Origin of the sequence: Streptomyces sp. LaPpAH-108, assembly GCF_000373625.1 — a bacterium.
Classification (GTDB): domain Bacteria; phylum Actinomycetota; class Actinomycetes; order Streptomycetales; family Streptomycetaceae; genus Streptomyces.
This window is the reverse complement of sequence record NZ_KB891996.1, coordinates 1-25850: the sequence shown is the minus strand read 5'-3', so window position 1 is coordinate 25850 and position 25850 is coordinate 1. Positions and strand designations below refer to the sequence as shown.

General features: G+C 72.9%; 21 protein-coding genes. 13 read left to right on the top strand and 8 right to left on the bottom strand.

The annotated features are described in order from the left end of the window. Positions 1-185: 185 nt before the first annotated feature. Together B079_RS0122340 and B079_RS0122335 are read right to left on the bottom strand one after the other, a co-directional pair. The gene (locus tag B079_RS0122340) at positions 186-1364 is read right to left on the bottom strand and encodes an LCP family protein (RefSeq protein WP_018548068.1); all 1179 of its coding nucleotides are present in this window, start codon (positions 1362-1364) and stop codon (positions 186-188) included. Positions 1365-1484: 120 nt separating this feature from the next. Beyond that, positions 1485-2240 carry a TIGR03089 family protein gene (locus B079_RS0122335; RefSeq protein ID WP_018548067.1) on the bottom strand — a complete coding sequence of 252 codons (756 nt, stop codon included), beginning with the start codon at positions 2238-2240 and terminating at the stop codon, positions 1485-1487. A gap of 308 nt (positions 2241-2548) precedes the next feature. Here B079_RS0122335 and B079_RS0122330 point away from each other — a divergent pair, with 308 nt between their 5' ends. Continuing rightward, positions 2549-3631: a sugar phosphate nucleotidyltransferase gene (locus B079_RS0122330; RefSeq protein ID WP_018548066.1), complete on the top strand. Its 1083-nt coding sequence runs from the start codon at positions 2549-2551 to the stop codon at positions 3629-3631. A 132-nt stretch (positions 3632-3763) separates the two neighbouring features. Here the strand turns inward: B079_RS0122330 and B079_RS0122325 are convergent, their stop codons facing one another. The 4 genes from B079_RS0122325 to B079_RS0122310 form a co-directional block, all read right to left on the bottom strand. Further along, complete coding sequence (locus B079_RS0122325) at positions 3764-4780, bottom strand: DNA-3-methyladenine glycosylase family protein (protein ID WP_026248946.1); 1017 nt, start codon at positions 4778-4780, stop codon at positions 3764-3766. Between the two features lie 69 nt (positions 4781-4849). After that, the gene (locus tag B079_RS0122320) at positions 4850-6172 is read right to left on the bottom strand and encodes a coenzyme F420-0:L-glutamate ligase (protein ID WP_018548064.1); all 1323 of its coding nucleotides are present in this window, start codon (positions 6170-6172) and stop codon (positions 4850-4852) included. Further along, positions 6169-7128 carry a 2-phospho-L-lactate transferase gene (gene cofD, locus B079_RS0122315; RefSeq protein ID WP_018548063.1) on the bottom strand — a complete coding sequence of 320 codons (960 nt, stop codon included), beginning with the start codon at positions 7126-7128 and terminating at the stop codon, positions 6169-6171. Before cofD ends, B079_RS0122320 begins: the two co-directional genes overlap by 4 nt. Before the next feature lie 46 nt (positions 7129-7174). Continuing rightward, on the bottom strand, positions 7175-7693 hold the full coding sequence (locus tag B079_RS0122310; protein ID WP_018548062.1) for a cysteine dioxygenase: 519 nt from the start codon (positions 7691-7693) through the stop codon (positions 7175-7177). A 682-nt stretch (positions 7694-8375) separates the two neighbouring features. On the opposite strand from B079_RS0122310, the gene B079_RS0122305 reads away from it, so the two are divergent. The 3 genes from B079_RS0122305 to B079_RS0122295 all read left to right on the top strand — a co-directional run bounded on the left by B079_RS0122305 (position 8376) and on the right by B079_RS0122295 (position 14067). After that, on the top strand, positions 8376-8639 hold the full coding sequence (locus tag B079_RS0122305) for a WhiB family transcriptional regulator (RefSeq protein ID WP_003975777.1): 264 nt from the start codon (positions 8376-8378) through the stop codon (positions 8637-8639). Positions 8640-8851: 212 nt separating this feature from the next. Then, the gene (locus tag B079_RS0122300) at positions 8852-12565 is read left to right on the top strand and encodes a glycosyltransferase family 2 protein (protein ID WP_086022408.1); all 3714 of its coding nucleotides are present in this window, start codon (positions 8852-8854) and stop codon (positions 12563-12565) included. Further along, complete coding sequence (locus B079_RS0122295) at positions 12562-14067, top strand: DUF5719 family protein (protein WP_018548060.1); 1506 nt, start codon at positions 12562-12564, stop codon at positions 14065-14067. Before B079_RS0122300 ends, B079_RS0122295 begins: the two co-directional genes overlap by 4 nt. Positions 14068-14138: 71 nt before the next feature. Here the strand turns inward: B079_RS0122295 and B079_RS0122290 are convergent, their stop codons facing one another. After that, positions 14139-14588 (bottom strand): metallopeptidase family protein, encoded by a 450-nt coding sequence (locus B079_RS0122290; RefSeq protein WP_078496059.1) that lies wholly within the window; start codon positions 14586-14588, stop codon positions 14139-14141. A gap of 281 nt (positions 14589-14869) precedes the next feature. Here B079_RS0122290 and B079_RS0122285 point away from each other — a divergent pair, with 281 nt between their 5' ends. The 8 genes from B079_RS0122285 to B079_RS0122250 all read left to right on the top strand — a co-directional run bounded on the left by B079_RS0122285 (position 14870) and on the right by B079_RS0122250 (position 23134). Next, positions 14870-15289, top strand: a complete 420-nt coding sequence (locus tag B079_RS0122285; RefSeq protein ID WP_018548058.1) for a DUF3499 domain-containing protein — start codon at positions 14870-14872, stop codon at positions 15287-15289. 104 nt (positions 15290-15393) lie between these two features. Beyond that, the gene (locus tag B079_RS0122280; protein WP_026248944.1) at positions 15394-16758 is read left to right on the top strand and encodes a phosphomannomutase/phosphoglucomutase; all 1365 of its coding nucleotides are present in this window, start codon (positions 15394-15396) and stop codon (positions 16756-16758) included. A gap of 101 nt (positions 16759-16859) precedes the next feature. Next, a complete protein-coding gene (locus B079_RS0122275; RefSeq protein ID WP_018548056.1) occupies positions 16860-17051 on the top strand; it encodes a Trm112 family protein in 192 nt (63 codons plus the stop codon). Positions 17052-17138: 87 nt separating this feature from the next. Next, on the top strand, positions 17139-18266 hold the full coding sequence (locus B079_RS0122270; RefSeq protein ID WP_018548055.1) for an SIS domain-containing protein: 1128 nt from the start codon (positions 17139-17141) through the stop codon (positions 18264-18266). A 101-nt stretch (positions 18267-18367) separates the two neighbouring features. Continuing rightward, positions 18368-19519 (top strand): mannose-6-phosphate isomerase, class I, encoded by a 1152-nt coding sequence (manA, locus tag B079_RS0122265; protein ID WP_018548054.1) that lies wholly within the window; start codon positions 18368-18370, stop codon positions 19517-19519. A 130-nt stretch (positions 19520-19649) separates the two neighbouring features. After that, on the top strand, positions 19650-20630 hold the full coding sequence (locus B079_RS0122260) for a cation diffusion facilitator family transporter (RefSeq protein WP_018548053.1): 981 nt from the start codon (positions 19650-19652) through the stop codon (positions 20628-20630). A 326-nt stretch (positions 20631-20956) separates the two neighbouring features. Next, the gene (gene ahcY / locus B079_RS0122255; RefSeq protein ID WP_018548052.1) at positions 20957-22414 is read left to right on the top strand and encodes an adenosylhomocysteinase; all 1458 of its coding nucleotides are present in this window, start codon (positions 20957-20959) and stop codon (positions 22412-22414) included. A gap of 105 nt (positions 22415-22519) precedes the next feature. Then, positions 22520-23134 (top strand): hypothetical protein, encoded by a 615-nt coding sequence (locus B079_RS0122250; protein WP_018548051.1) that lies wholly within the window; start codon positions 22520-22522, stop codon positions 23132-23134. Between the two features lie 59 nt (positions 23135-23193). Here the strand turns inward: B079_RS0122250 and B079_RS0122245 are convergent, their stop codons facing one another. Then, positions 23194-24120 carry an RDD family protein gene (locus tag B079_RS0122245; protein WP_018548050.1) on the bottom strand — a complete coding sequence of 309 codons (927 nt, stop codon included), beginning with the start codon at positions 24118-24120 and terminating at the stop codon, positions 23194-23196. 128 nt (positions 24121-24248) lie between these two features. Between B079_RS0122245 and B079_RS0122240 the strand changes: the two genes are divergently transcribed. Beyond that, a complete protein-coding gene (locus B079_RS0122240; protein ID WP_018548049.1) occupies positions 24249-25256 on the top strand; it encodes a stage II sporulation protein M in 1008 nt (335 codons plus the stop codon). Positions 25257-25850 lie beyond the last annotated feature (594 nt).

Here is a 25850-nt window from a genome sequence, read left to right as displayed (position 1 = left end):
GCGCTCGGGTCTCGGTGAATCGACGCACGGCCTCAGGGCCTGAACCGAGGGGCCGGGTGCATCGGATCGCTCACACTATCCGCCCAGTTCAGCGTCGGGCGACGGGCGTGACAAATTCCACGTTCCTACAACCGGGCAATCCCGCCCATATTCCTGAACAAAAGTTCGCCGTTTTGGTGCGCGCATTACTCACAGGCCCGTTCGGCGGCCGTGTTCCCGTGAAAAGTCGGTACCGGAGAAGGGTCGTTCGTGGAGCCTTGCTGATGGGCATTACCGGTGTTTTCAGGCGAAGTGTCCTTGGCCACCGCGACGGGCCGATCCGCCCGCAGTCGCGCGAAGAGGCGCCCGGCGTCCGGCTCCACGAGCTGGTCGCGATTGGAGTCGTAGACGTACGCCTCGCGGGGAACCGTCAGGAACTGCACATGTTCGGTGGGGATGTCACGCATCCCGCGCACCAACTGGTACAAACCCCGCAGATTGGCCAGTTCCGGGTCCGTGGTGAGCGCGGAGGTCGCCGCGTCCAGCACCGGATAGAGCTTCACCGGGTTCAGCAGCACGTCGCTGCCGCGCACCTTGTCGACCAGCGCGCCGAGGAAGAGCTGCTGGCGCTCCATCCGGTCGGTGTCGCTGCCGTCGCCGAGGGTCTTGCGGGCGCGTACATAGCCGAGCGCCTGCTCCCCGTCGAGGGTCACCGCGCCCGCGGGCAGCTTGAGCTTGGCCGCCTTGTCGTCGACGGGCTCCTTCAGACACACCCGCACCCCGTCGACGGCGTCCACCATCTCCTTGAACCCGCTGAAGTCCACGACCATGTGATGGTCCACGCGGATGCCGGTCAGCTCCTCGACGGTACGGATCGTGCAGGCCGAACCACCCAGCTGGAAGGCGCGGTTGAGCATCGCGAACACCGGCTCGGTACGGCCCCCGTCCGCGCTCACGCACTCGGGGACGTGCACCATCAGATCGCGGGGCAGCGAGACGGCGGTGGCGCTGCGCCGGTCGGCGGCCAGATGCAGCAGGATCGTGGTGTCGGCCCGCGCGCTGCCCGTGTCGCGCCCGTAGGCGCCGTTGTCCCCGGCCCGGGTGTCGGACCCGATCAGCAGGATGTTCTGCGCGTCCTTCACCAGCGCGGTGGGCCGCTCGCGTTCGTAGCGGGCCAGCTCGCGGGCCGCCGCGTCGTCGGGGGTGATGTTGGAACTGAGCCGGTCGTAGACGGCCCAGCCCGCTCCGGCCGCCGCCAGCAGCAGCGCGGCCGAGCCCAGCGCCGTACCCCTGACCCACCGGCGCCTGCGCCGCCGGGCCAGCCCGTCCCCGGTGGCCGAGGACCCGGGGCCGGGAGCGGGTGGCCTGCCTGCGCTGTCGGGCACGTCAGGTCCACCCCGATCCATGGCGTACGAGCGTCACATCCCTCTTCTACGACCATGGCGGCGATACGGGCCCCGGGCCGCCCTTTGCTGCGCCGGACGGGTGAGGACGCGGCCGGTGGATCAGTGGCGCGTGGCCGTGACCCGTTCGGCCTCGATGCGCTTGGCCAGCGCGTCGGCGTCCAGCCGGTCCAGGTTGCGGCACAGCACCACCGAACCACCGGCGGCCAGCGGCGCGTACAGACCCGCGCTCAGCCCCTCCCAGGTGTCGTACGGCAGCCCCGACAGCAGCCGGGAGCCCGGCCCGGTCAGATCCAGCGCGGGTGCCGCCGCGCGGGCCCGCTCGACGACCTCGGCCGCGCTGAACTCCGCCCCGGCCACGATCAGCGCGGGCGCCTCCGGGTCCACGGGCGCGAAGGGCGCGAACCGGTCGCCCTGGCCCGGGACTTCGGCCGCGTAGTCGAGGAAGCCGTCCGGGACCACGGGGAACCGGCCGCCCAGCGGGCGCAGCGCCATGGCGACCCGCTCGCCTTGGCACGCCCGCGCCGCCTCGAGGGAGTCCGGGCCGCTGACCACCACGTCGGCCGCGGCGGCGTCGCCGTCCACGTCGGCCACCGCGCCCACCGACGCACAGGCCAGCAGCCATACGGCCGTCTGCCAGTGCGCGGGCAGCAGCAGCGCCACCCGGTCACCGGGTCCGGCGGACAGCTCGCCCTGGAGCAGATTGGCGGTCTTGGCCACCCAGTTGGCGAAGGTGGCCACGGACAACTCGACACGTTCGCCCGTGGCGTCGTCGTAGTACGTCACCAGGGGGCGGCCCGCGTCCGCGGCGAGCGCGGAACGCAGCAGGTCGGCGGGGGTGCGATCGGTGGCAGTCACCCGCGCAAGAGTACGCGGCACCGGCCGTGCGCACCGGGTGGTCCGGTGCCGGGGTGATCCGGTGCCAGGGTTGCCCGGGGGCCGGGGGTGGCAACCTCTACCCGTAGGGGAAGAGCGCACGACCAATGTGGCGCGTTCACGGCCGTCGGGGGGCGGGCGGGGGAGACGGCGGGTGCGGCCGGGGGAAGACCGCACGCCGATCCAGGGGAACACCGCGCGGCCACCCGGGGCACCGTCGCACGGTCTGCATACACTGGCCGGCCGAAACGAGACGTTTTGGCGGTCCCGGCAGGAAGCAGAGACGACAGGTGACAGAAGCGATCCTCCTGGTCGGCGGCAAGGGCACCCGGCTGCGACCGCTGACGGTGCACACGCCCAAGCCCATGGTCCCGGCGGCCGGGGTGCCGTTCCTCACCCACCAGCTGGCCCGGGCCAGAGCGGCGGGCGTCGAGCACATCGTCCTCGCCACGAGCTATCTCGCCGAGGTCTTCGAGCCGTACTTCGGCGACGGCTCCGCGCTCGGCCTGCACATCGAGTACGTCACCGAGCGGGAACCCCTCGGCACGGGCGGCGCGCTGCGCAACGTCGCCGCGCGGCTGCACTCGGGCCCCGACGAGCCGGTCCTCGTCTTCAACGGCGACATCCTCACCGGCCTCGACATCCGGGCCCTGGTGGACACCCACGAGTCCACCGGCGCGGACGTCTCTCTCCACCTGACCAAGGTGACCGACCCGAGGGCGTACGGCCTGGTCCCCACCGACGACACCGGCCGGGTGCTGGCCTTCCTGGAGAAGCCGCAGACCCCCGAGGAGATCGTCACCGACCAGATCAACGCGGGCGCCTACGTCTTCCGGCGCTCCGTCATCGACGCGATCCCGGCGGGCCGCCCCGTCTCCGTCGAGCGCGAGACCTTCCCCGGACTCCTTGCCGCCGGGGCCCACCTCCAGGGCATGGTCGACTCCACCTACTGGCTCGACCTCGGCACCCCGGCCGCCTTCGTCCGCGGCTCGGCCGACCTGGTTCTGGGCCGCGCCCCCTCCCCGGCCGTCCCGGGCCGCCGCGGCGACCGCCTGATCCTCCCCACGGCCACGGTGGCCCCCGACGCCAAGCTGACCGGCGGCACGGTGGTGGGCGAGGGCGCCTTCGTCGCGGAGGGCGCGCGGGTGTCCGGCTCGGCGATCCTGCCGGGTGCGGTCGTCGAGGCGGGCGCGGTGATCACCGACTCGCTCATCGGCTCACGGGCCCGGGTGGGCGAGCGCTCCGTGGTGACCGGGGCGGTGGTCGGCGACGGAGCGGTGGTCGGCCCGGACAACGAACTGCGCGACGGGGTCCGGGTGTGGTGCGGGGCGCAGATCCCGGCGGGCGCGGTGCGCTTCTCGTCCGACATGTAGGGGGACTGGGGCGAACAAGGGGCACGTCCCGAAGGGGGCGCGGGGAACTGCGCGACAAGCCACGAAGCACCCGCACCCGGCACTCTTCAGAACCCCGACGGCGAAGCCCCGAACGGGGCGCAGCCCCAAGCCCTACAACCGCCCGATGTCCACCCGAGGCATCTTCGGCGTCCGCCGAGCCGGCACACTCCCGCTCAGCAGAATCAACCGAGCCGCCCGATGCCGCTGCCCCTGCGGAGCATACGGCTCGAGCAAGCGCAGCATCACCGAGTCGTCGGCGTCACGATCCCCCGCCAGCGCCCACCCGACGATGCGGGGAAGATGCAGGTCGCCGACGGTCACCTCGTCGGCGGCACCATGGCTGCGCTGAACCACCTCCGCCGAGGTCCAGGGCCCGATGCCGGGCACGACCTCCAGAAGGCCCCGCGCCTCGGCGGCAGGCAGGGCCGTAACTCGCTCAAGGCGCGCAGCGACCCGTACCGCGCGCAGGATCGTCGAGGCGCGCTTGTCGTCGACACCCGCGCGGTGCCACTCCCAGGAGGGGATCAGCGCCCAGGTCCGGGGCGCGGGCATGACCCACATCGGGCGCTCGCCCGTACCGGCGGGGCCCGGCGCGGGCTCCCCGAACCGGCGCACCAGCAGCCGCCAGGCCCGGTACGCCTCGTCGGTCGTGACCTTCTGCTCCAGGACCGAGGGGATCAGCGACTCCAGCACGAGCCCGGTGCGGGTCAGCCGCAGCCCGGGGCGCCGGTGCCGGGCCAGGGCCACGATCCGGTGCCGGGGTTCGAACGCCCCGGGGTCGTCGGCGGCGCCCAGCAGCTCGGGCAGCCGGTCGAGCAGCCACTCGGCGCCGGGGCCCCACGCCTCACCGCACACCTCGCCGCCCCGCGCGGACACCCGCAGCGTGCCCGCACCGGCGGGCGTACGGCAGGCCCGCCACACCGACCCGTCGCGCGTCGCCCGGAACATCGGGTCGGCGGGCCCGCGCCGCAGCGGCCCGAGTACCAGACCGAGATCCAGCGGCCCGTCCGGCACCCAGGTGCGGGTGCGGGGCGCGGTCGCCTGCCCGGGCAGCGCGGCGGACACCGGCGCCTCCCCGCCGCGCACGGTCGTACGCGGCACGGGCCGGGGAGCGAAACGTCCTGCCACGGATGAGGTCCTAGGGATGCGGAGGGGGCGGGGGCTGCCCTACGAGACTAGGGCAGCCCCCGCCCCCCTTCAGCGCACCTCGATGAAGGTCCCCGCGTCCCGCGCCGGGCGCGCGGCCGGGTCCTGGGCCGGGTGGCCGACCGCGACCGCGCCCATCGGGGACCAGTCGGCGGGCAGCTCCAGCACCTCGCGCACGACGTCCCGGCAGAACATGGTGGACGACACCCAGGCCGAGCCCAGCCGCTCCCCGGCCAGCGCGACCAGCAGGTTCTGCACGCCCGCGCCCATGGCGACCACGAACATCTCCCGCTCGGCACCGTCGCGCCGCGCGTCGCCGTAGGTGTGCGAGCCGTCCATGACGAGGCACGGCACGACCAGATACGGCGCGTTGCGCAGCACGTCGCCCCGGCGGACCCGCTTGGCGATGGACTCCTCGCTCTTGCCGTCCCGGCGCAGGTCCGCGATCCAGGCGTCCCGCATCGCGTCGAGCAGCCGCAGCCGGGACTCGGCCGACTCCAGGAGCACGAACCGCCAGGGCGTGGTGTGGTGCGGCGCGGGCGCGGTCACGGCGGCGGCCACCGCGCGGCGGACGGCGCCCGGGTCCACCGGCTCGTCGGTGAAGGCCCGTACCGTGCGCCGCTGGGTCACCGCCTCGCGTACCGCCTCGGAGGTGCCGAGCCGGAACATGTCGTCGCGCGCGGAGCGCACCAGCGCCCGCGCGCCCGCGCCGTTCTCGTCCGCGCCGTTCTCGTCCGGGCCCGTCACCACGTGCGGCAGGCCGCGCAGGACGGCCACCGGGCGCCCGGCGGCCTTGCCCTTGACCAGGTCGCCCGCCGCGGCGAGTTCGTCGGCGGTGGCGACGACGGTGGCGGAGAGCGGGTTGCCGTGCGCGTCGGTGCCGCCGCGCAGGTCGTCCAGGACCCGCACCCCGGCGGCGCCGATCGCCACGTCGGTCAGGCCCGCGCGCCACGGCCGCCCGAAGGTGTCGGTGACGACCACGCCCACCTCCACACCGAGCGCCGCCCGCAGGCCCTCGCGGATCGCGCGCGCGGAGGCGTCCGGGTCCTCGGGGAGCAGCAGGACGGTGCCCCCGGGCGTGTTGGACGCGTCGACCCCGGCGGCGGCCATGACCAGGCCCTGCCGGTTCTCCACGATGCGCAGCGGACCGCGCCGGGCCACCACCCGGACCGTCTCGGCGTCGATCGCGGCCTCACGGTCGGCGGCCTCCACGATCCGGCCCTCGGCCTTGGACACGATCTTGGAGGTGACGAGCAGGACGTCCCCGTCGGCGAGCCCCGGTTCGGCGCCCGCGATCAGCTTGGCCAGATCGTCGCCCGGCGCCACCTCCGGCAGCCCCTCGGGGGCCCAGACGCGGTACTCGCTCGGGGTCACGCGGCCCGCACCTCCTCGGCCAGCGCCAGCGCCTCGCGTGCCATGGCGGCGGCCGTCTCCTCATCGGTCATCATCAGCGGTACGGCCCGGCAGCGGATGCCGTCCGCCTCCACCTGTTCGACCGCGCCCGCGTCGACGGTGTCGACCAGCCAGCCGTCAAGGAGGCCCGAGCCGTAGTGCGCGGCCACGGCCGCCGCCGTCGACTCCACGCCGACCGCCGCGAGCACCTTGTCGGCCATCCCGCGCACGGGCGCGTCCCCGACGATGGGGGAGAGCCCCACCACCGGTACGCCCGCCTCCGCGATGGCTTCCCGGATCCCGGGCACCGCGAGGATCGTGCCCACCGACACGACCGGGTTGGACGGCGGGAAGAGGACGACGTCCGCCTCGGCGATCGCCTCCAGGACGCCAGGCGCGGGCTTGGACTGCTCGGCCCCGACCGGTACGACGGCCTCGGCGGGCACGGAGGCGCGCAGCCGCACCCAGTACTCCTGGAAGTGGACGGCCTTGCGCTCGCCCTCGACCTCGACGGCCACGTGGGTCTCCACCCGGTCGTCGGTCATCGGGATCAGCTTCACACCGGGCTGCCAGCGGGCGCACAGCGCCTCGGTGACGGCGCTCAGCGAGAACCCGGCGTCCAGCATCTGCGTCCGCACGATGTGGGTCGCGAAGTCCCGGTCGCCCAGACCGAACCAGCCGGGACCGGCGCCGTAGGCAGCCAGCTCCTCCTTGACCCGGAAGCTCTCGTCCTCCCGGCCCCAGCCCTGTTCCTCGTTGATGCCGCCGCCGAGCGTGTACATCACGGTGTCGAGGTCCGGACAGACCTTCAGACCGAAGAGATGGATGTCGTCGCCGGTGTTGCCGATGACCGTGATGTCCGCGTCCGGGGCGGCCTTCTTGAGGCCGCGCAGAAACCGGGCACCGCCGATGCCGCCTGCCAGAACCACAATGCGCATGACCACAGTCTGTCAGCCGCCGTGAGCGCTCAGCCGGGGGAGTGGTTCACACCACGGCCGGGCACGGCTCGGCCCGCGGCTCGCCGTGCGCCTCGCCGTGGGCCGACGTGTGCATCGGCATCGCGGTGAGGCCCGGGTAATAGATGTGCAGGCTGACCGCGGGCTCCAGGGAGTCGTTGACCACCTCGTGCACGTATCCGGGCGCGAAGACCCGCTGCGCCCCCGCCGCGAGCGCCCGCGTGCCGCGCTCGGTGCGTTCGGTCAGGCTGCCCTCCAGGACGGTGAGGACACCGGAGGAGCGGCCGTGGTCGTGGAGCCCGCTGCCCTGGCCCGGCACCCAGGACAGGAGCCAGACCTCGTAACCGGGCCCGGTGCGCAGCCGGTGGTACCAGCGGGTCGTGGCGTCGTAGCGGACCAGATGGGCCCACTGGGCGCGGTCGGCGGCGACGGCGCGGGCGAGCCCGGCGAACTCGGCGACGGTCACCGGGTGTTCACGGGGCGGCTGGAGCAGATGCGGCACTTCGAGGATGTCGCCGGCGATCTGGAGGTCGTTGTCGCTGTTCATGGGGGTGCTGTGGTCCCTCGGAAGAGGAGTGGGGGCGGAAGGTGCACGCGGGGCCGCCCGGATCGCGGGCGTGCGGGGTGTCCTGGAGCGGGTGTCAGGACGGGGAGAGGCGACCGGTCCGGGATGGGTCCGGTGTCAGCTGGAGCGCGGTGGGCTCAACAGCTGGGACAACAGCAACAGCTGCGGCGGACGAGGGCAGCACCGAAGGACCCGCCGGTGCGGGTCGAGGTGAGCGCCAAGTTCGCGAACATGCCCACCAGGACAGCGGCTCACACCAGCGATGTCAACTCGATGCCCGGAATGTGGGACATGTTTCACCTCATCCGGTTCATCTGCGAGGTGAAAGGTTTGTTCATCCGACGGCCGGGACACATGGGGCACATCCGGGTGTCGAGCGCGGACCGCGTGCCCACGCCACGCGGAACGGGGACGAACACGAGGGCGTCTCTCCTCGTACAGAGGTGTGCGAGGTCCGCCGTCCTTCCGGGCCCGCACGCGCGTCAAGGTTTATGGCGATTTGAACACTTACCGCACGGCCTTGGTTCCGCAGAGTGAATAACGGGCTCAATAGCAGATCTCGGCTTGACTCGCCCGGAGCAGCACACTTGTAATTTCACTCGTGTCGTTCAGCCGGACGGTTACGGCTACGCACGGGGACGCGAAAGACGGACGAGGGGCGCACATGACCGAGCTGGTGCAGCAACTGCTGGTCGACGACGCGGACGAGGAGCTCGGCTGGCAGGAGCGCGCGCTGTGCGCCCAGACCGATCCCGAGTCCTTCTTCCCCGAGAAGGGCGGCTCGACGAGAGAGGCCAAGAAGGTCTGCCTCGCGTGCGAGGTCCGCTCCGAATGCCTCGAGTACGCCCTCGCCAACGACGAACGGTTCGGCATCTGGGGCGGTCTGTCCGAGCGTGAGCGGCGCCGCCTGAAGAAGGCCGCCGTCTGATCGACTCCCGATCACTTCCCGGCCGTTGACGACCGAACGGCGGGAGAGGTTCCGTGCATAAGGTGCGAACGGCCCGTCGCCCGTGGGTTATCCACAGGCGGCGGGCCGTCGCCATGGTCAGCCGATAGTGTGGGCGCTCGTCCGAGACGCCCCGCCCCGCACCAGGGGCGCACGCGTCCACCGCAGTCCATCGAACCGGGGCCCGTACCTCGATGTCCGTGCACAGCCATACGGCAGCCCAACACGACGCTGCCACCCCTGAGTTCCCGCGTCATGTGGTGACCGCCGTCCTCGTCACCCACGACGGCGCCCGCTGGCTGCCCGACGCCCTCGCCGGGCTGATCGGCCAGGAGCGCCCCGTGCAGTACGCGGTGGCGGCCGACACCGGCAGCGCGGACGACTCCGCCCAGCTGGTCGCCGAGGCGCTCGGTGACGCCAACGTCCTGCACCTCGCCCGGCGCACCGGCTTCGGCGCGGCCGTCGAGGAGGCCGACCGGCACGCCCCCGTCCTCACCGCCGACGAGCTGCCCTACCTCCGGAGCCTCGGCGGCTGGAACACACCGGGCGGCACCTGGGGCGAGGACGCCTACGACCGGCCCGGACCCGCGCACGGCGAACCCGTCCAGTGGCTCTGGCTGCTGCACGACGACTGCGCCCCCGAGCCCGACGCGCTCGCCCAGCTGCTGCGCGTCGTGGACAACGAACTCGAGCTGGGCCGCGACGACGTGGCCGTCGTCGGCCCCAAGCTCCGCGGCTGGTACGACCGCAGGCAGCTCCTGGAGGTCGGCGTCTCCATCGCCAACTCCGGTCGCCGCTGGACCGGCCTGGACCGCCGCGAGCAGGACCAGGGCCAGCACGACCACGTACGCCCCGTCCTGTCCGTCTCCACCGCGGGCATGCTCGTCCGGCGCGACGTCTTCGAGGAACTGGGCGGCTTCGACCGCCGGCTGCCCCTCATGCGGGACGACGTGGACCTGTGCTGGCGCGCCCATCTGGCCGGTCACCGCGTCCTGATCGCCCCCGACGCGGTCGTCCGGCACGCCGAGGCCGCCTCCCGCGAGCGCCGCGCGGTGGACTGCGCGGGCCGCACCGCCGCCTCCCCGCACAAGGTCGACAAGGCGGGCGCGGTCCACACCCTGCTCGTCAACACCCGCACCGCCGCCCTGCCCTGGGTGCTTCTGCGGCTCGTCCTCGGCACCCTCCTGCGCACCCTCGCCTATCTCGTCGGCAAGGTGCCAGGACAGGCCGTGGACGAGATCCGGGGTCTGCTCGGCACCCTGCTGCGCCCCGAGCGCGTCCTCGCCGCCCGCAAGCGACGCGGGCGCCCGGTCGTCGACAAGGACGAACTCCGCCCGCTCTTCCCGCCGCCCGGCGCGACCATCCGGGTCACGATCGAGCAGGTCGCGGCCAACTTCTCCACCAACTCCGAGTCCGACACCACCCCCGTCGGACGGCACGGCGGCGGCGGGGACACCGGAAGCGACGACGAGTTCTTCGAGGTCGAGCGGTACGCCCGCCTCAAGCGCATCGCCCGCAACCCCGGCCCGGTGCTCTTCCTCGGCCTGCTGCTGATCTCCCTCGTCGCCTGCCGCGCCCTGCTCGGCGGCGGCGCCCTCGCGGGCGGTGCCCTGCTGCCCGTCCCGGCCGGAGCGAGCGACCTGTGGGCCACCTACGGCGCCGCCTGGCACCCGGCGGGCGCGGGCGGCACCCCCGCCGCGCCGCCGTACCTGGCCGTCCTCGCCTCGCTGGCCTCCCTGCTCCTCGGCTCCACCGGCCTCGCCGTCACCGTGCTGCTGGTCGGCTCGGTGCCGCTCGCGGGCTTCACCGCCTACTTCGCCTCCCGGCCCCTGGTCGACTCCCGGCTGCTGCGCGCCTGGGCGGCCATCGCCTACGCCTTCCTGCCCGCCGTCACCGGCGCCCTCGCGGGCGGCCGGATCGGGACCGCCGTCCTCGCCGTGCTGCTGCCGCTCATCGCGCGCGCCGGTGTCGCCGCCAGCGGCCTCACCCACACCTCGGGCGGTCGCGGCAGCTGGCGCGCCACCTGGGCGTACGCGCTGCTGCTGACCATCACCACGGCGTTCACCCCGATCGTCTGGCCCGCCGCGCTGGTGCTCGGCCTCGGTGTCCTGGTGCTGCGCCGCTCGGACCTGATCGCGTCCCTGCTGCGCCTCCTCGTCCAGCTCGGCACCCCGCTGCTGGTCCTCGCGCCCTGGTCGCTGACCCTGCTCCCGACGCACTTCTTCGGCGAGGCGGGGCTGGACTACGGCTTCTCCGCCGCCTCGGCGTCCGACCTGCTCGGCACCAGCCCCGGCGGCTCCGGCACCGTGTCCGGCCTGCTGCTCATCGGCATCGTCCTGGCCGCGCTCGCCGCCCTGCTGCGCTCGGAGCGGCAGCTGGGCATCCGCACCGCGTGGGCCGTCGCCCTGACCGGCCTCGTCCTCGCCGTCCTGTCCAACCACTCCGCCTGGGCCGGACCCGCCACCCTCGTCTACGGCATCGCCCTGCTCGCCGCCGCCACGCTCGGCGCCGACGGAGCACGCGCGCGGGTGGCCGAGCAGAGCTTCGGCTGGCGCCAGCCGGTCGCCGCCCTGATCGCCCTCGCCTCGGCGGTCGGCCCGCTCCTGGCCGCCGCGAGCTGGATGATCGGCGGCGCCGACGGCCCGCTGGAGCGCCGCGACCCGGCCCAGGTCCCCGCGTTCGTCGCCGAGGACGCCGCCACCCGCGACCGCGCCCGCACGCTCGTCCTGGACAGCGACTCCGCCTCCCAGGTGCGCTACAGCCTGGTCCGGGGCGCGGGCGCCCGCATCGGCGACGCCGAGTTCACCGCCTCCGACGGGGCGAACACCCGTCTGGACAAGATCGTCGCCAACCTGGTCGCGGGCTCCGGCGCCGACCAGGCAGGACAGCTCGGCGGCTTCGCCGTGCGCTACGTCCTCGTCCACCAGGGCGCCCCCCGCCAGCTCAGCCGCGTCCTGGACGCCACCCCCGGCCTGAGCCGCCTCAGCCAGCAGAACGGCAGCGGGCTGTGGCGCGTCAACGCCGAGGTCTCCCGCGCCGCCATCGTGGAGCGCGGCGGTTCCGGCACGCCCCAGCCTGTCGCCGCGGGCCCGGTGGAGATCCACACCACGGTCCCCAGCGGCTCCGACGGCCGCGTCCTCCGGCTCGCCGACACCGCCGCCGAGGGCTGGACCGCCACCCTGGACGGCAAGCCGCTCACCCGCACCACGGTCGACGGCTGGGCCCAGGGCTTCCAGCTCCCCGCGAGCGGCGGCAAGCTGGACGTCACCTTCGACGCCCCCTTCACCCACACCCTGTGGCTGTGGGCCCAGGGCGCGCTCGCGGTCGTCCTGGTCGTCCTCGCCCTGCCCGGCCGCCGCCGCGACGTGGACGACGACCTCCCCGAGGAGGACCTGCCCACCGCCGACGACCTCGCGGGCGACGGCCGCCGCGCCCGCCGTCTGCGCGCCCAGGCCGAGGAACAGGCCGCGCGCGAGGCCGCGCTGCGGGAGCCGGAGCCCGGCGAGCAGGACCCCGCCTTCCCCGGGAACCCGCACGAGGACTTCCCCGAGGGCGACTTCCCGCAGGAACTCCCCGAAGGCGCCGTCCCGCACCAGCAGAACTACGCCGAGTGGGACGCCCCCGCCTACGCGGAGGCCGAGTACCAGCAGGAGTCCGAGTACGCCGAGGGCGAGTACGCGGCCTACCCGGCCGACCAGAACCCGTACCCGTACCAGGACCCCTACCAGGGCGCCTACGGCAACGACCCGTACCAGCAGGGCCAGGCCAACCCCTATGACCCGTACGGCTACGGCGACCCGGCCGGACAGCCGCAGCCCTACGACCCGGCGGCCCACCCGCACGGCTACGACCCCGCCCAGCAGCCCTACGGCACCGGCGACGAGCGCCACGACGGGAGCCAGCAGTGAACCGCACCACCCTGTCCCTCCTCGCCTGCGCCACCGCGCTGACCGCGGTCACCGCCTACGCGGCGTTCGACCCGCCCCCGGCGTCCGGCGACAGCCGCGTGAAGGCCGCCGCCGAACTGCCCGTGCAGCGCACCGGACTGCTCTGCCCGGCGCCCAGCTTCTCCGACATCGCCGACACGTCGTACACGTCGTTCACGCCCGTCACCAAGGGCACCGACGCCGGTGGCAAGGCCACCCTCCAGGCGGCCACCGAGGAGACCCCCGACAGCTCCGGCAAGAGCGGCAAGGGCGGCAAGAAGAACCCGGCCGCCGCACCGCCCCTCAAGCCCAAGGCACCCGGCACCCCGGCCACCGGCGACACCTCGGGCTCGGACGCCCCCGCGTTCATCGGCACCGCCGACGGCAAGTACGCGCCCGGCTGGACCGTCCAGGAGACCACCGAGATCGCCGCGGGTACCGGCAGTGGCCTCCAGGGTGTCACCTGCACGCCTGCCGACACCGACTTCTGGTTCCCCGGCGCGAGCACCGCGGCGGGCCGCACCGACTACGTCCACCTGACCAACCCGGACGACTCCGCAGCCGTCGTGGACATCAAGCTCTACGGCAAGGACGGCGCGATCAAGTCGGAGGTCGCCGACGGCATCACCGTCCAGCCGCACGCGAGCGAACCGGTGCTGCTGTCCACCCTCACCGACGAGCGGGAGACCGATCTGACCGTGCACGTCACCGTGCGCAGCGGCCGGGTCGGCGCCACCGTCCAGGCCCAGGACGACGCCGGGGGCGGCGACTGGCTGGCCGCGTCCGCCGACCCGGCGGGCAGCCTGGTCCTGCCCGGCATCCCCAAGGACGCCACCGACGTGCGCCTGGTCGCCTTCACCCCCGGCGACGACGACGCGGACCTGAAGATCCGCCTGGCCACCCCGAACGGCACGATCACCCCGGCGGGGAACGAGACGCTGCACGTCAAGTCCGGCATGACCACCTCCGCCGACCTCGGCGCCGTCACCCGCGACCAGGCGGGCTCGCTGATCCTCACGCCGTCCGGCGGTTCCGTGCCCGTGGTGGCCGCGCTGCGCGTCGTACGCGGCACGGGAGCCAAGCGGGAGACGGCGTACATCCCGGCGACCGCCCCCGTCGGCCGCCGCGCGACCTCGGCCGACAACAGCGCCAAGGGCACCACCCTGGCCCTGACCGCGCCCACCGCCACCGCCACCGTCAAGGTCACCGCCTCGGCGGGCAGCGAGGGCGGCAGCCCGGCCACCAAGACGTTCACCATCAAGGCGGGCACCACCCAGAACGTCGACGCTCCGGTCCCCTCGGGCCTGAGCGGCACCTACGCGCTCACGGTGGAGTCCGTCTCCGGCGGCCCGGTGTACGGCTCGCGCACCCTGTCGGCGACCGAGGAGGGCGTCCCCGGCTTCACCGTCCAGACCCTGCCGAGCGACCGCGGACTGGTGTCCGTACCGCAGGCGGACCAGGACCTGGCGATCCTTCAGAAGTAGCCAGGCGGGGCGGAGTTCACAGGGAAGGCCGGGTCACGCACGCGTGGCCCGGCCTTTTCCCGCCGTACCGGTCAGTCCTCGCCGTACCGGGGATCGACCGTCTCCGGGGTGAGCCCCAGCAGCTCGGCGACCTGTTCCACGACGACCTCGTGCACCAGCGTGGCCCGGTCCTCGCGGCCCTTGGTGCGGATCTCCACCGGCCGCCGGTACACCACGACCCGGGCCCGCCGTCCCTCCCGCGCCGGGATGATCCCGCCGAGCGGCACGGCCTCGTCGGCCCACGCGTCACCCGGGCCCCCCAGCCGGGGCACTTCGAGCACCAGGAAGTCGACCTCGGCCAGCTGCGGCCACCGCCGCTCCAGCCGGTCCACGGAGTCCTGCACCAGATCCGCGAACACCTCGCCACGACTGGCGGCCAGCGGCACCTGGGGAGGCGCGATCGGCCCCCGCATGCCCCGCCCGTGACGATCACGGCGGCGGGGCCCGGGGCCTGCGGCACGGGGCGGTACACGGTTGTCCATCACCGGTGAAGCCTAGTCCCCGCCCGCCCGCCGCGCCCGGCTCCACGCGGCGCCCCGCACCGGACGACGATGTCCCCCGATGACCGATCCGGCCGGGCCAAGGCTCGTTTCCGTAACGCTCCAAGACCGGCGGACACCACGTAATTGACGAAGTTTGTACCGACTCATGACCGCTCGCACCCTGCCGGGGAATGGTGCGAACACCCGTCGTAGCAGGTCAACACGGCTTGTTCCGAAGGGCGCGTGGGACGATTCACAGCACGACACGGGGGAGTGACCTGGTGGAGAGTCGTCGCGGCCCGCTCAAGAGTGCGGTACCGTCCAACGTCGTGAGCCCTGTACGTCGCTGTTCGCGCACCGCCTGCGGCCGACCCGCCGTCGCGACGCTGACGTACGTCTACGCCGACTCGACCGCGGTCCTCGGCCCCCTCGCCACCTACGCCGAGCCCCACTGCTACGACCTGTGCGCCGAGCACTCCGAGCGCCTGACCGCCCCGCGCGGCTGGGAGGTCGTCCGCCTGCTCGACGGCTCGGCCCCCGCCCGCCCCAGCGGTGACGACCTGGAAGCCCTCGCCAACGCCGTGCGCGAGGCGGCCCGCCCCCAGGAACGCGCGGCCGGAGCGGGCGGCGCGCGCACCGCGGACCCCATGGAGGTGGCCCGCCGCGGTCACCTGCGGGTCCTGCGCTCACCCGACAACTGACGCGGCGTCCGCCGCTCCGCACCGCCCTTGTGGTGTCCCACGCCCGGCCGATTGCCCCGGGCGGGTAGTTTTGGGCACCCACAGGACTTTCGGGAGGCTGGGCCGTGACTGCTGATCTGTCGCAGATCGTGAAGGCGTACGACGTGCGCGGAGTGGTCCCGGACCAGTGGGACGAGTCCCTGGCCGCGCTCTTCGGCGCCGCCTTCGCCGAGGTGACCGACGCCCGCGCGATCGTCGTCGGCCACGACATGCGCCCCTCCTCGCCCGGCCTCTCCCGCGCCTTCGCGCGCGGCGCCGCCGACCGGGGCGTGGACGTCACCGAGATCGGCCTCTGCTCCACCGACCAGCTCTACTACGCCTCGGGCGCCCTCGGCCTGCCCGGCGCGATGTTCACCGCCTCGCACAACCCGGCCCAGTACAACGGCATCAAGATGTGCCGCGCGGGCGCCGCCCCGGTCGGCCAGGACACCGGGCTCGCCGAGATCCGCGAACTGGTCGAGCGCTGGCTGGAGTCGGGCGCCCCGGCACCGGCCGCCGAGCCGGGCACGCTCACCACGCGCGACACGCTGGACGACTACGCGGCCCATCTGCGCTCCCTGGTCGACCTCAGCGCGATCCGCCCGCTGAAGGTCGTCGTGGACGCGGGCAACGGCATGGGCGGCCACACCGTGCCCACCGTGCTCGCCGGACTGCCGCTGACCGTCGTCCCGATGTACTTCGAGCTGGACGGCACCTTCCCCAACCACGAGGCCAACCCGCTGGACCCGGCCAACATCGTGGACCTGAGCGAGCGCGTCCCGCAGGAGGGCGCCGACCTCGGCATCGCCTTCGACGGCGACGCCGACCGCTGCTTCGTCGTGGACGAGAACGGCGCCCCGGTCTCCCCGTCCGCGATCACCGCGCTGGTCGCCGTGCGCGAGCTGGCCCGCAACGGCGGCTCGGGCACCGTCATCCACAATCTGATCACCTCGCGCACCGTCCCCGAGGTCGTGCGCGAGCACGGCGGCACCCCGGTGCGCACCCGGGTCGGCCACTCCTTCATCAAGGCCGAGATGGCCCGCTCCGGCGCGATCTTCGGCGGCGAGCACTCCGCGCACTACTACTTCAAGGACTTCTGGAACGCCGACACGGGCATGCTGGCCGCCCTGCACATCCTCGCCGCCCTCGGCGGCCAGGACGGCCCGCTGTCCGCCCTCGTCGCCGCGTACGACCGCTACGCGGGCTCCGGCGAGATCAACTCCACCGTCGCCGACCAGGCGGGCCGCCTCGCCGCGATCCGCGCCGCCTACGAGGGCCGCCCCGGCGTCACCCTGGACGACCTCGACGGCCTCACCGTCTCCGCCGTCGACTGGTGGTTCAACGTCCGCCCCTCCAACACCGAGCCCCTGCTCCGCCTGAACGCGGAGGCCAAGGACGAGACCACCATGGAGAAGATCCGCGACGAGGCGCTGGCGATCATCCGCGCCTGACCGGCGCCGGACCAGGCCGCGGCCGTACGGCGCCCCGTCGTACGGCGGTAACCTGACCAGCACATCCGTACATCCCGTACCGCCGCCCGAAGGGACACCCCATGGCGCTCGAAGCCGGCCTCCTGGAGATCCTGGCCTGCCCGGCCTGCCATTCCGCGCTCAAGGAGCAGGACGGCGCGCAGGACACCGAGGGCACCGAGCTGGTCTGCACCGGCCAGGAGTGCGCGCTGGCGTACCCGGTCCGCGACGGCATCCCCGTCCTGCTCGTCGACGAGGCCCGCCGCCCGCTGTAGCACCGCCGGGCGCCCGAGCCGTGGCGCGACCCGGCCCGCGCGCCCGACCACCCCGACTGGATTCCCGGCGACCGGAGGCTGCCGCCCATGCTCGACGAATCGCTCCTGGACACCCCGGAGGGCCTCGCCGAGGCCGACCGCCGAGGGCTCCTGCGCGGGGCGGCGGAGGCCGGAGCCCGGGTCCGTACGGCCGCCCGGCACGCCGTCGAGGCGGGCGTCGGCGCCCTGCGGCCGGACGGCCGCCCCCGCGCCGTCCTGATCGCGGGGCCCGGAGCCGCCGCCACCCACGCCGCCGACCTGCTCGGCACCCTGGCCGGACCCGGCAGCCCGGTCATCCGCCTCGCCCCGAGCGGCGTGGCCCCCGCCCCCGGTGCCCTGCGCTGGGAGCTGCCCGGCTGGGCCGGTTCCGTGGACCTGCTGCTGATCGCCACCCCGGACGGCAGCGAACCGGGCCTGTCCCTGCTGGCCGAGCAGGCCTACCGCCGGGGCTGCTCCGTCGTCGCCGTGGCCCCCTCCGGCACCCCGCTCACCGAGGCGGTCGCCGGGGCGCACGGCCTCTTCGTCCCCATGGCCACGGCCCCCTACGACCAGGGGGAGCCCGTCGCCGGAGCCTCCTCCGGCGTCTTCTGGGCCCTGCTCACCCCGCTGCTCGCCCTGCTCGACCGCGTCGGTCTGCTCGCGGCCGACCCGGAGGCCCTGGAGAAGGTCGCGGACCGGCTGGACCGCGTGGCCGAGCGCTGCGGGCCCGCCCTCGTGACCTACAGCAACCCGGCGAAGACCCTGGCCGCCGAACTGGCCGACGCGCTCCCGGTCGTCTGGACCGAGGGCACCTCCGCGGGCCCGGCGGGCCGCCGCTTCGCCGACGCCCTCGCCGAACTCGCCGGACGCCCCGCCCTGGTCGCGGAACTCCCCGAGGCCCTTGCCGTGCACAGCGCCCTTCTCGCGGGCCCGCTGGCCGCGAGCGCCGACCCCGACGACTTCTTCCGCGACCGGGTGGAGGAGGCACCCGCCCTGCACGCGCGCGTGGTGCTGCTCCGCGACCGCCCGATCGGCGGTCTCACCGCCGCTCCCGCCGCCCGTGACCTGGCCCTCAGCCACGACACGCCGATCAGCGAACTGGAGCCGGAGGAGGGCGCCGATCTGGAGACCCTCGCGGAACTGATCGCCGTCACGGATTTCGCCGCCGTTTACCTGGCGCTCGCCTCCGCCGCCTGACCTTGCTCCCGGACCGCCCGCCCGCACACCCGGCGGCGGCCCGGCCCGCGCCCCTTTCCGGCACCGGCCGCGCAGCGCACGTACGGAGACAGAGAAGACACATGGACCGCCTCGACAACACCGTCCGCCCCTACGCGTGGGGCTCGACCACCGCCATCCCGCGCCTGCTCGGCACCGAGCCGACCGGTCAGCCGCAGGCCGAGATGTGGATGGGCGCCCACCCCGGCGCACCCTCGCGCACCCCGCGCGGCCCGCTCACCGAGGTCATCGCCGCCGACCCCGAGCGCGAACTCGGCGCGGCGGCGGTCGCGAAGTTCGGCCCCCGGCTGCCGTTCCTGCTCAAGCTCCTCGCCGCGGGCGCCCCGCTCTCCCTCCAGGTCCACCCCGACCTCGCCCAGGCGCGGGAGGGCTACGCCGACGAGGAGCGCCGGGGCATCCCGGTGGACGCCCCGGAGCGCAACTACAAGGACGCCAACCACAAGCCCGAGCTGATCTGCGCGCTCACCGAGTTCGACGGCCTGTGCGGCTTCCGCCCCGCCGCCGAGGCCGCCGCGCTGCTCGAAGGACTCGGCGTCGACTCCCTCAAGCCCTACGCCGACGCGCTGCGCGCCCGCCCCGAGGACGCCGCCCTGCGTGAAGTCCTCACCGCGATCCTCACCGCCGACCGCGACGACATGGCCCGCACCGTCGCCGAGGCGAGCGCCGCCTTCACTCGCCTCGGCGGCCCCTACGCCCCCTACGCCCAGATAGCCCGGCACTACGCGGGCGACCCCGGCGTCATCGCCGCCCTGCTGCTCCACCACGTCCGGCTCCAGCCCGGCGAGGCCCTGTTCCTCGGCGCGGGCATCCCGCACGCCTACCTCGACGGTCTGGGCGTGGAGATCATGGCCAACTCGGACAACGTCCTGCGCTGCGGCCTGACCCCCAAGCACGTCGACGTCCCCGAACTCCTGCGGATCGTCCGCTTCGCCTCGAGCGACCCGGGCGTCCTGCGCCCCGAGGCATCGCCGGAGGGGGAGGAGGTCTACGAGACCCCGATCGACGAGTTCCGGCTCTCCCGCCTCGTCCTGCCCGAGGGCGGCGCGATCCGTGACCTGACCCGCGACACCCCGCAGATCCTGCTGTGCACGGCGGGCACCGTCCGCGCGGGCGAGCACGAGCTGACCCCGGGCCACTCGGTCTTCGTCCCCGCAGGTGAGCGCGTCGAGCTGGCCGGAACGGGCACCGTCTTCCGCGCCACTGTGATCGTATGACCGGGCCTGTGGGCAACTGACACGCCGCCCTCCGGTGGGCTGCAACAATGGCCCACCGGCAAAGCACCGGCAAAGACGGGTACACGCCGAGACGGCGTAGACGTACGACAGCGAAGGGACACGCGGACACATGAGCGCGTCAGGCGGTACGAAGGCGATCGTGGCGGCACTCAGTGCCAACCTCGCGATCGCGGTCGCGAAATTCGTGGCGTTCGCGTTCAGCGGCTCCTCGTCGATGCTCGCCGAGGGCGTGCACTCGGTCGCCGACTCCGGCAACCAGTTCCTGCTCCTCATCGGCGGCAAGAAGGCCCAGCGCGAGGCCACCCCGCAACACCCCTTCGGCTACGGCCGCGAGCGCTACATCTACGCCTTCCTCGTCTCGATCGTCCTCTTCTCCATCGGCGGCATGTTCGCCATCTACGAGGGCTACGAGAAGATCAGCCACCCCCACCCGGTGGAGCACTGGTACTGGCCGGTGGGCGTCCTGGTCTTCGCGATCATCGCCGAGGGCTTCTCCTTCCGCACCGCCATCAAGGAGTCCAACGAGCTGCGCGGCAAGCTCTCCTGGACGCAGTTCATCCGCCGCGCCAAGGCCCCCGAGCTGCCCGTCGTCCTGCTGGAGGACTTCGGCGCGCTCATCGGTCTGGTCCTCGCCCTCGTCGGCGTCGGCGTCGCCCTCCTGACGGGCAACGGCGTCTGGGACGGCATCGGCACCGTCTGCATCGGTGTCCTGCTCGTCCTGATCGCCCTCGTCCTGGCCGCCGAGACCAAGTCCCTGCTGCTCGGCGAGGCCGCGGGCGTGGAGGACGTCAAGAAGATCGAGGCCGCCATCGTCGACGGCGACACGGTCACCGGCGTCATCCACATGCGCACCCTCCACCTCGGCCCCGAGGAACTGCTCGTCGCCGCCAAGATCGCCGTCGAGCACGACGACACGGCCACCGAGGTCGCCCACGCCATCAACGCCGCCGAGGCCCGCATCCGCGAGGCCGTCCCGATCGCCCGCGTCATCTACCTGGAGCCCGACATCTACAGCGAGGCCGAGGCCGCCAAGGGCCCGGACCCCAAGGCCACCCCGGGCGGTCCCACGCCTCACCCGGCCGACCACTGAGCCACCGCTCCGGCCACCCGGTCACCTCGTCCGACGGGGCCCGCCCCCACCCGGGCGGGCCCCGTCCGCCGTACCGGACACCCCGCCGACCCGAGAGGCGGACTGGGGCAGCCCGCATCTCCGGTGTTAGCTTGGGACGGAGCCAGACGTCGCTGCTGATGGCGGTCGGGCGGTCCTGAGCGGATCGTCCGAGGGAGAGAGGGCCTCCGACGGACTGCGCTGCGCGCACCCGGGCACGCCCGTGTCCTCTTCTCGGGCACCCTTGTGCCCGTCGCCGCGCAGACCAGCCCCACCCATCTCGCCCCAACTCCGAGGAGCAGCCCGCAATGACGACTGTCGACAACCGACAGGACTTCAAGGTCGCCGACCTCTCCCTGGCCGAGTTCGGCCGCAAGGAGATCACCCTCGCCGAGCACGAGATGCCCGGCCTGATGTCGATCCGCAAGGAGTACGCCGAGGCGCAGCCGCTGGCCGGCGCCCGCATCACCGGCTCCCTGCACATGACGGTGCAGACCGCCGTGCTCATCGAGACCCTGGTCGCGCTCGGCGCCGACGTCCGCTGGGCCTCCTGCAACATCTTCTCCACCCAGGACCACGCGGCCGCCGCCATCGCCGTCGGCCCGAACGGCACCCCGGACAACCCGCAGGGCGTCCCGGTCTTCGCCTGGAAGGGCGAGACGCTGGAGGAGTACTGGTGGTGCACCGAGCAGGCGCTGACCTGGCCGAACACCCCCACCGGCGGCCCGAACATGATCCTGGACGACGGCGGTGACGCCACCCTCCTCGTCCACAAGGGCGTCGAGTACGAGAAGGACGGCAAGGTCCCCTCGCCCGACACCGCCGAGTCCGACGAGCACCGCGTCATCCTCGAGCTGCTCAACCGCACCATCAGCGACGGCTCCCAGAAGTGGACCCAGCTGGCCTCCGAGATCCGCGGCGTGACCGAGGAGACCACCACCGGCGTCCACCGCCTGTACGAGATGCAGCGCGACGGCGACCTGCTCTTCCCGGCGATCAACGTGAACGACGCCGTCACCAAGTCGAAGTTCGACAACAAGTACGGCTGCCGCCACTCCCTGGTCGACGGCATCAACCGCGCCACCGACGTCCTCATCGGCGGCAAGACCGCCGTCGTCTGCGGCTACGGCGACGTCGGCAAGGGCTGCGCCGAGTCCCTGCGCGGCCAGGGCGCCCGCGTGATCGTCACCGAGATCGACCCGATCTGCGCGCTCCAGGCGGCCATGGACGGCTACCAGGTCACGACCCTGGACGAGGTCGTCGACAAGGCCGACATCTTCGTCACCACGACGGGCAACAAGGACATCATCATGGCCGACGACATGGCCAAGATGAAGCACCAGGCCATCGTCGGCAACATCGGCCACTTCGACAACGAGATCGACATGGCCGGCCTCGCCAAGATCCCCGGCATCGTCAAGGACGAGGTCAAGCCGCAGGTCCACACCTGGACCTTCCCCGACGGCAAGAAGATCATCGTCCTGTCCGAGGGCCGCCTGCTGAACCTGGGCAACGCCACCGGCCACCCGTCGTTCGTGATGTCCAACTCCTTCGCGGACCAGACCCTGGCCCAGATCGAGCTGTTCACCAAGCCCGACGAGTACCCGACCGGCGTCTACGTGCTGCCCAAGCACCTGGACGAGAAGGTCGCCCGCCTCCACCTGGACTCGCTCGGCGTCAAGCTGACGACACTGCGCCCGGAGCAGGCCGCGTACATCGGCGTCGAGGTCGACGGCCCCTTCAAGTCGGACCACTACCGCTACTGAGCGAACCGGGCAGGCCCCCGCACCCCCGTGCCGGGGGCCTGCCCCGCTCCGGCCGACCGTCGGCTCACCGCCGCACCGTCAGCCCGCCCGACCCCAGGACCCGTCATGCCGCGTGGCCGCTATTCGCTTCACGATCCGCACGATCACACCCCTCTCGCGGAAGAACACTTCCACTGCGCCCCCGGCCCCTCCGGCTGGCGCTACGTCTCGCAGCTGACCACCCCGACCGGCGACCACAGCGGCTCCGTCGACCTCGCCCTGGACGACCTCGGCCGCCCCCTGCGCCTCGAAATCCACGCGGGCGACTGGCAGGTACGCGGCGCCGCCCTCGACGGCATCTCCTGGGTCCGCACGGACCCCACCGGGACACAGGCCACCGAAGGCAATGTGCGCGCCCACGCCTTCACCGGCACGTCCCCCGCGTTCCTCGTCGCCACCGCTCGCCTGCTGCGCCTCACCCCCTCCGCCGACGCCACCCGTGTACGCCTCGTCGCCCTCACCGACCCGGTGCTCGCCCCACGCACCGTGGACCAGTCCTGGGCCTTGGTCGACAGAGAAACACACGCCACTGACAACGGCCCCCTGATCGTGGACGAATACCAGGTCACCGCCCTGGACACCGGCGAACGGCACACCGTGCACCTCGCCGGGGACGTGGTCCTGTCGGCCCCAGGCATCGAGCTGGAAGACCTGCAGACCCCGCCGTCGACGTTCGCCTGAGCACCGGGGTTGTTGCTCAGGCAGGGCCGCTCAGTGTGGGCGGCTCAGGGTGGGCTGCTTCAGGCCGGGGGCACGAACCCGGTCGGCCGGGAACGAGACTCCTGCGGCTTCTCCGAGGACGCCCGCTCCACCGGAGCCTCGTACACCGGAGCGCTTCCCGGCGCGGCCCAGCCCCCACCGCTCGGCCCGTACCCACCGCTGCCCGGCACCTCTCCACCGGCCAGGGCCCCCCGACCCGCGCCGTCCGCCGGTGGTGCCGCCTCGCGGGCCTGCCGCTCCTGGACCACGGCGGCCAAAAAGAGCGCCGGAGGCAGATCCCGCGGCACCGCCGTCCCCGTACGCCCCGCGAGATCGGCCGCGAGCCGCCCGGCCATCGCCGCCGAGACCTGCGGATCGAGCTGGCGCATCCGCCCCAGGTACTGCCGGACCGCGAGCCAGAGCCCGTCCGGCACCGCCGACAGATCCAGCTCGGCGAACCGCCCCGCGACCCACGGCGGCGGCGCCGGCATCGGCCACGCCCGCCCCACCGGAACCCGCTCCCGCACCACCAGCGTGCCCGCGAACACATCCCCGATCCGCCGCCCGCGCGCCGACACCAGCGACGCGATGCACGCCACCACCCCGAACGTCATCAGGATCTCGACCACCCCGACGGCACCGCGCACCAACGCATGCCGGAACCGGATCGGCCCCCCGTCGTCCCGCACCACCCGCAGCCCGAACACCAGCTTCCCCACCGAGCGACCGTGGCTGAGCGTCTCCACCGCGATAGGACCACCCACCAGGACCAGCAGGAACACCGCGACGGACAACGCCATCTGCGCCGCGTCGTCCAGCGACGCGGTCGCCAGCAGGACCACGACGGAGACCCCGATGTACACGAACCCAGCCACGACCAGGTCCAGAAACACGGCCAGCGCCCTGCTCGGCAGCTTGGCGGGCCGCAGTTCGAGCGCCACTGCCTCCCCGGTCACCAGCTCACTCATGCCCCGCCGTCCTTCCCCTGGTCCGCCCCTTGAGGCAAGTCTGCCAAGCTGAGCGCACATCGCGTCGCGGTACGACAAGCTGACATCAGTACGCGCAAACGACGACGGCCGAGGAGCAGGCAGACCCGATGGACCTGGACGTCTTCGTCTCCGCACACCGAGCCGAGTGGGACCGCCTCGACGCCCTGACCAGCCGCAGGCGGCGGCTCAACGGCACCGAGACCGACGAGCTGATCACCCTCTACCAGCGCACGGCCACCCATCTCTCCCTCATCCAGTCCAGCGCCCCCGACCCCCAGCTGACCGGGCGGCTCAGCCGACTCGTCGCCCGCGCGCGCAGCGCCGTCACCGGAACCCGCCGCGCCTCCTGGCGCGACGCGGTCCGCTTCCTGACCCAGGGATTCCCGGCCGCGGTCTACCGGGCCCGCCACTGGTGGGTGCCCACCGCGCTCGTCTCGACGGCGGTCGCGATCCTCCTGGGCTGGTGGATCGGCACGCACCCGGAGGTACGCGCCACCATCGCGGCCCCCGCCCACCTCCGCGAGCTGACCCGCCCCGGCGGCGAGTACGAGACCTACTACTCCAGTCACCCGGCCGCCTCCTTCGCCGCACAGGTGTGGACGAACAACGCCCAGGCCGCCGCGATGTGCCTGGTCCTGGGCGTCTTCCTGGGCCTGCCGGTGCTCTGGATCCTCTTCCAGAACATGCTCAACCTCGGCGTCGGCTTCGGCCTCATGTCCTCCGCCGGCCGCCTCGACACCTTCCTCGGCCTGGTCCTCCCGCACGGCCTGCTCGAACTGACCGCGGTCTTCGTCGCCGCCGGTACGGGCCTCCGCCTCGGCTGGACAGTGATCGACCCCGGCCCACGAAGCCGCCGTACGGCCCTTGCGGAAGAAGGGCGCGCGGCCGTCGGCATGGCCATCGGCCTCGCCCTGGTCCTTTTCGTCTCCGGCGCCATCGAAGGCTTCGTCACCCCGTCCGGCCTGCCCACCTGGGCCCGCATCGGCATCGGCATCGTGGCCGAGCTGGCGTTCCTGGCCTACGTCTATGTCCTCGGCGGACGTGCGGTCCGCGCCGGAGAGACGGGCGACCTGCTGGCCTCCGAGCGCAGCTCCACCGTCCCCACCGCCGCCTGATGTGCGTAAACGGCCTGTGAGCTGCTAATCTTCCGATCGCCCCAAGAAACCCGTTGACACGGGTCGACCGGGGAGGTAGAGTCAAACAGTTGCCTGGAGCTGGACAAGCTCAAGGTTGACCGCTAGAATCTATCTGCTCCTCGAAGAAGTCGCTCAGACAATTCCGAGGAAGCAACCTCCGATTACTCAGAAATGAGCGGCCGGTAAGACCGGCCAAAAACTTCTGATAGAGTCGGAACCGCCGGAAAGGGAAACGCGAAAGCGAGAACCTGGAAAGCACCGAGGAAATCGGATCGGAAAACGATCTGATAGAGTCGGAAACACCGAAGGGAAGCCCGGAGGAAAGCCCGAGAGGGTGAGTACAAAGGAAGCGACCGTTCCTTGAGAACTCAACAGCGTGCCAAAAATCAACGCCAGATTTAGTTGATACCCCGTCTCCGGTCATCACGATCGGGACGAGGTTCCTTTGAAAAAACACAGCGAGGACGCTGTGAACGGTCGAGCCTATTCCGCTCGACTGTTCCGCTCATCGTGGTGTTCATCCCGATTACGGGAAAACATTCACGGAGAGTTTGATCCTGGCTCAGGACGAAC

Bases quoted from the DNA above. Each gene is read 5' to 3' on its own strand.
- B079_RS0122310 (WP_018548062.1), bottom strand. From the start codon at position 7,693: ATGAACAGCGACAACGACCTCCAGATCGCCGGCGACATCCTCGAAGTG.
- B079_RS0122275 (WP_018548056.1), top strand. From the start codon at position 16,860: ATGGCGCTCGAAGCCGGCCTCCTGGAGATCCTGGCCTGCCCGGCCTGC.
- B079_RS0122270 (WP_018548055.1), top strand. From the start codon at position 17,139: ATGCTCGACGAATCGCTCCTGGACACCCCGGAGGGCCTCGCCGAGGCC.
- cofD (WP_018548063.1), bottom strand. From the start codon at position 7,128: ATGCGCATTGTGGTTCTGGCAGGCGGCATCGGCGGTGCCCGGTTTCTG.
- B079_RS0122290 (WP_078496059.1), bottom strand. From the start codon at position 14,588: ATGGACAACCGTGTACCGCCCCGTGCCGCAGGCCCCGGGCCCCGCCGC.
- B079_RS0122250 (WP_018548051.1), top strand. From the start codon at position 22,520: ATGCCGCGTGGCCGCTATTCGCTTCACGATCCGCACGATCACACCCCT.
- B079_RS0122240 (WP_018548049.1), top strand. From the start codon at position 24,249: ATGGACCTGGACGTCTTCGTCTCCGCACACCGAGCCGAGTGGGACCGC.
- manA (WP_018548054.1), top strand. From the start codon at position 18,368: ATGGACCGCCTCGACAACACCGTCCGCCCCTACGCGTGGGGCTCGACC.
- B079_RS0122260 (WP_018548053.1), top strand. From the start codon at position 19,650: ATGAGCGCGTCAGGCGGTACGAAGGCGATCGTGGCGGCACTCAGTGCC.
- B079_RS0122245 (WP_018548050.1), bottom strand. From the start codon at position 24,120: ATGAGTGAGCTGGTGACCGGGGAGGCAGTGGCGCTCGAACTGCGGCCC.
- ahcY (WP_018548052.1), top strand. From the start codon at position 20,957: ATGACGACTGTCGACAACCGACAGGACTTCAAGGTCGCCGACCTCTCC.
- B079_RS0122300 (WP_086022408.1), top strand. From the start codon at position 8,852: ATGTCCGTGCACAGCCATACGGCAGCCCAACACGACGCTGCCACCCCT.
- B079_RS0122305 (WP_003975777.1), top strand. From the start codon at position 8,376: ATGACCGAGCTGGTGCAGCAACTGCTGGTCGACGACGCGGACGAGGAG.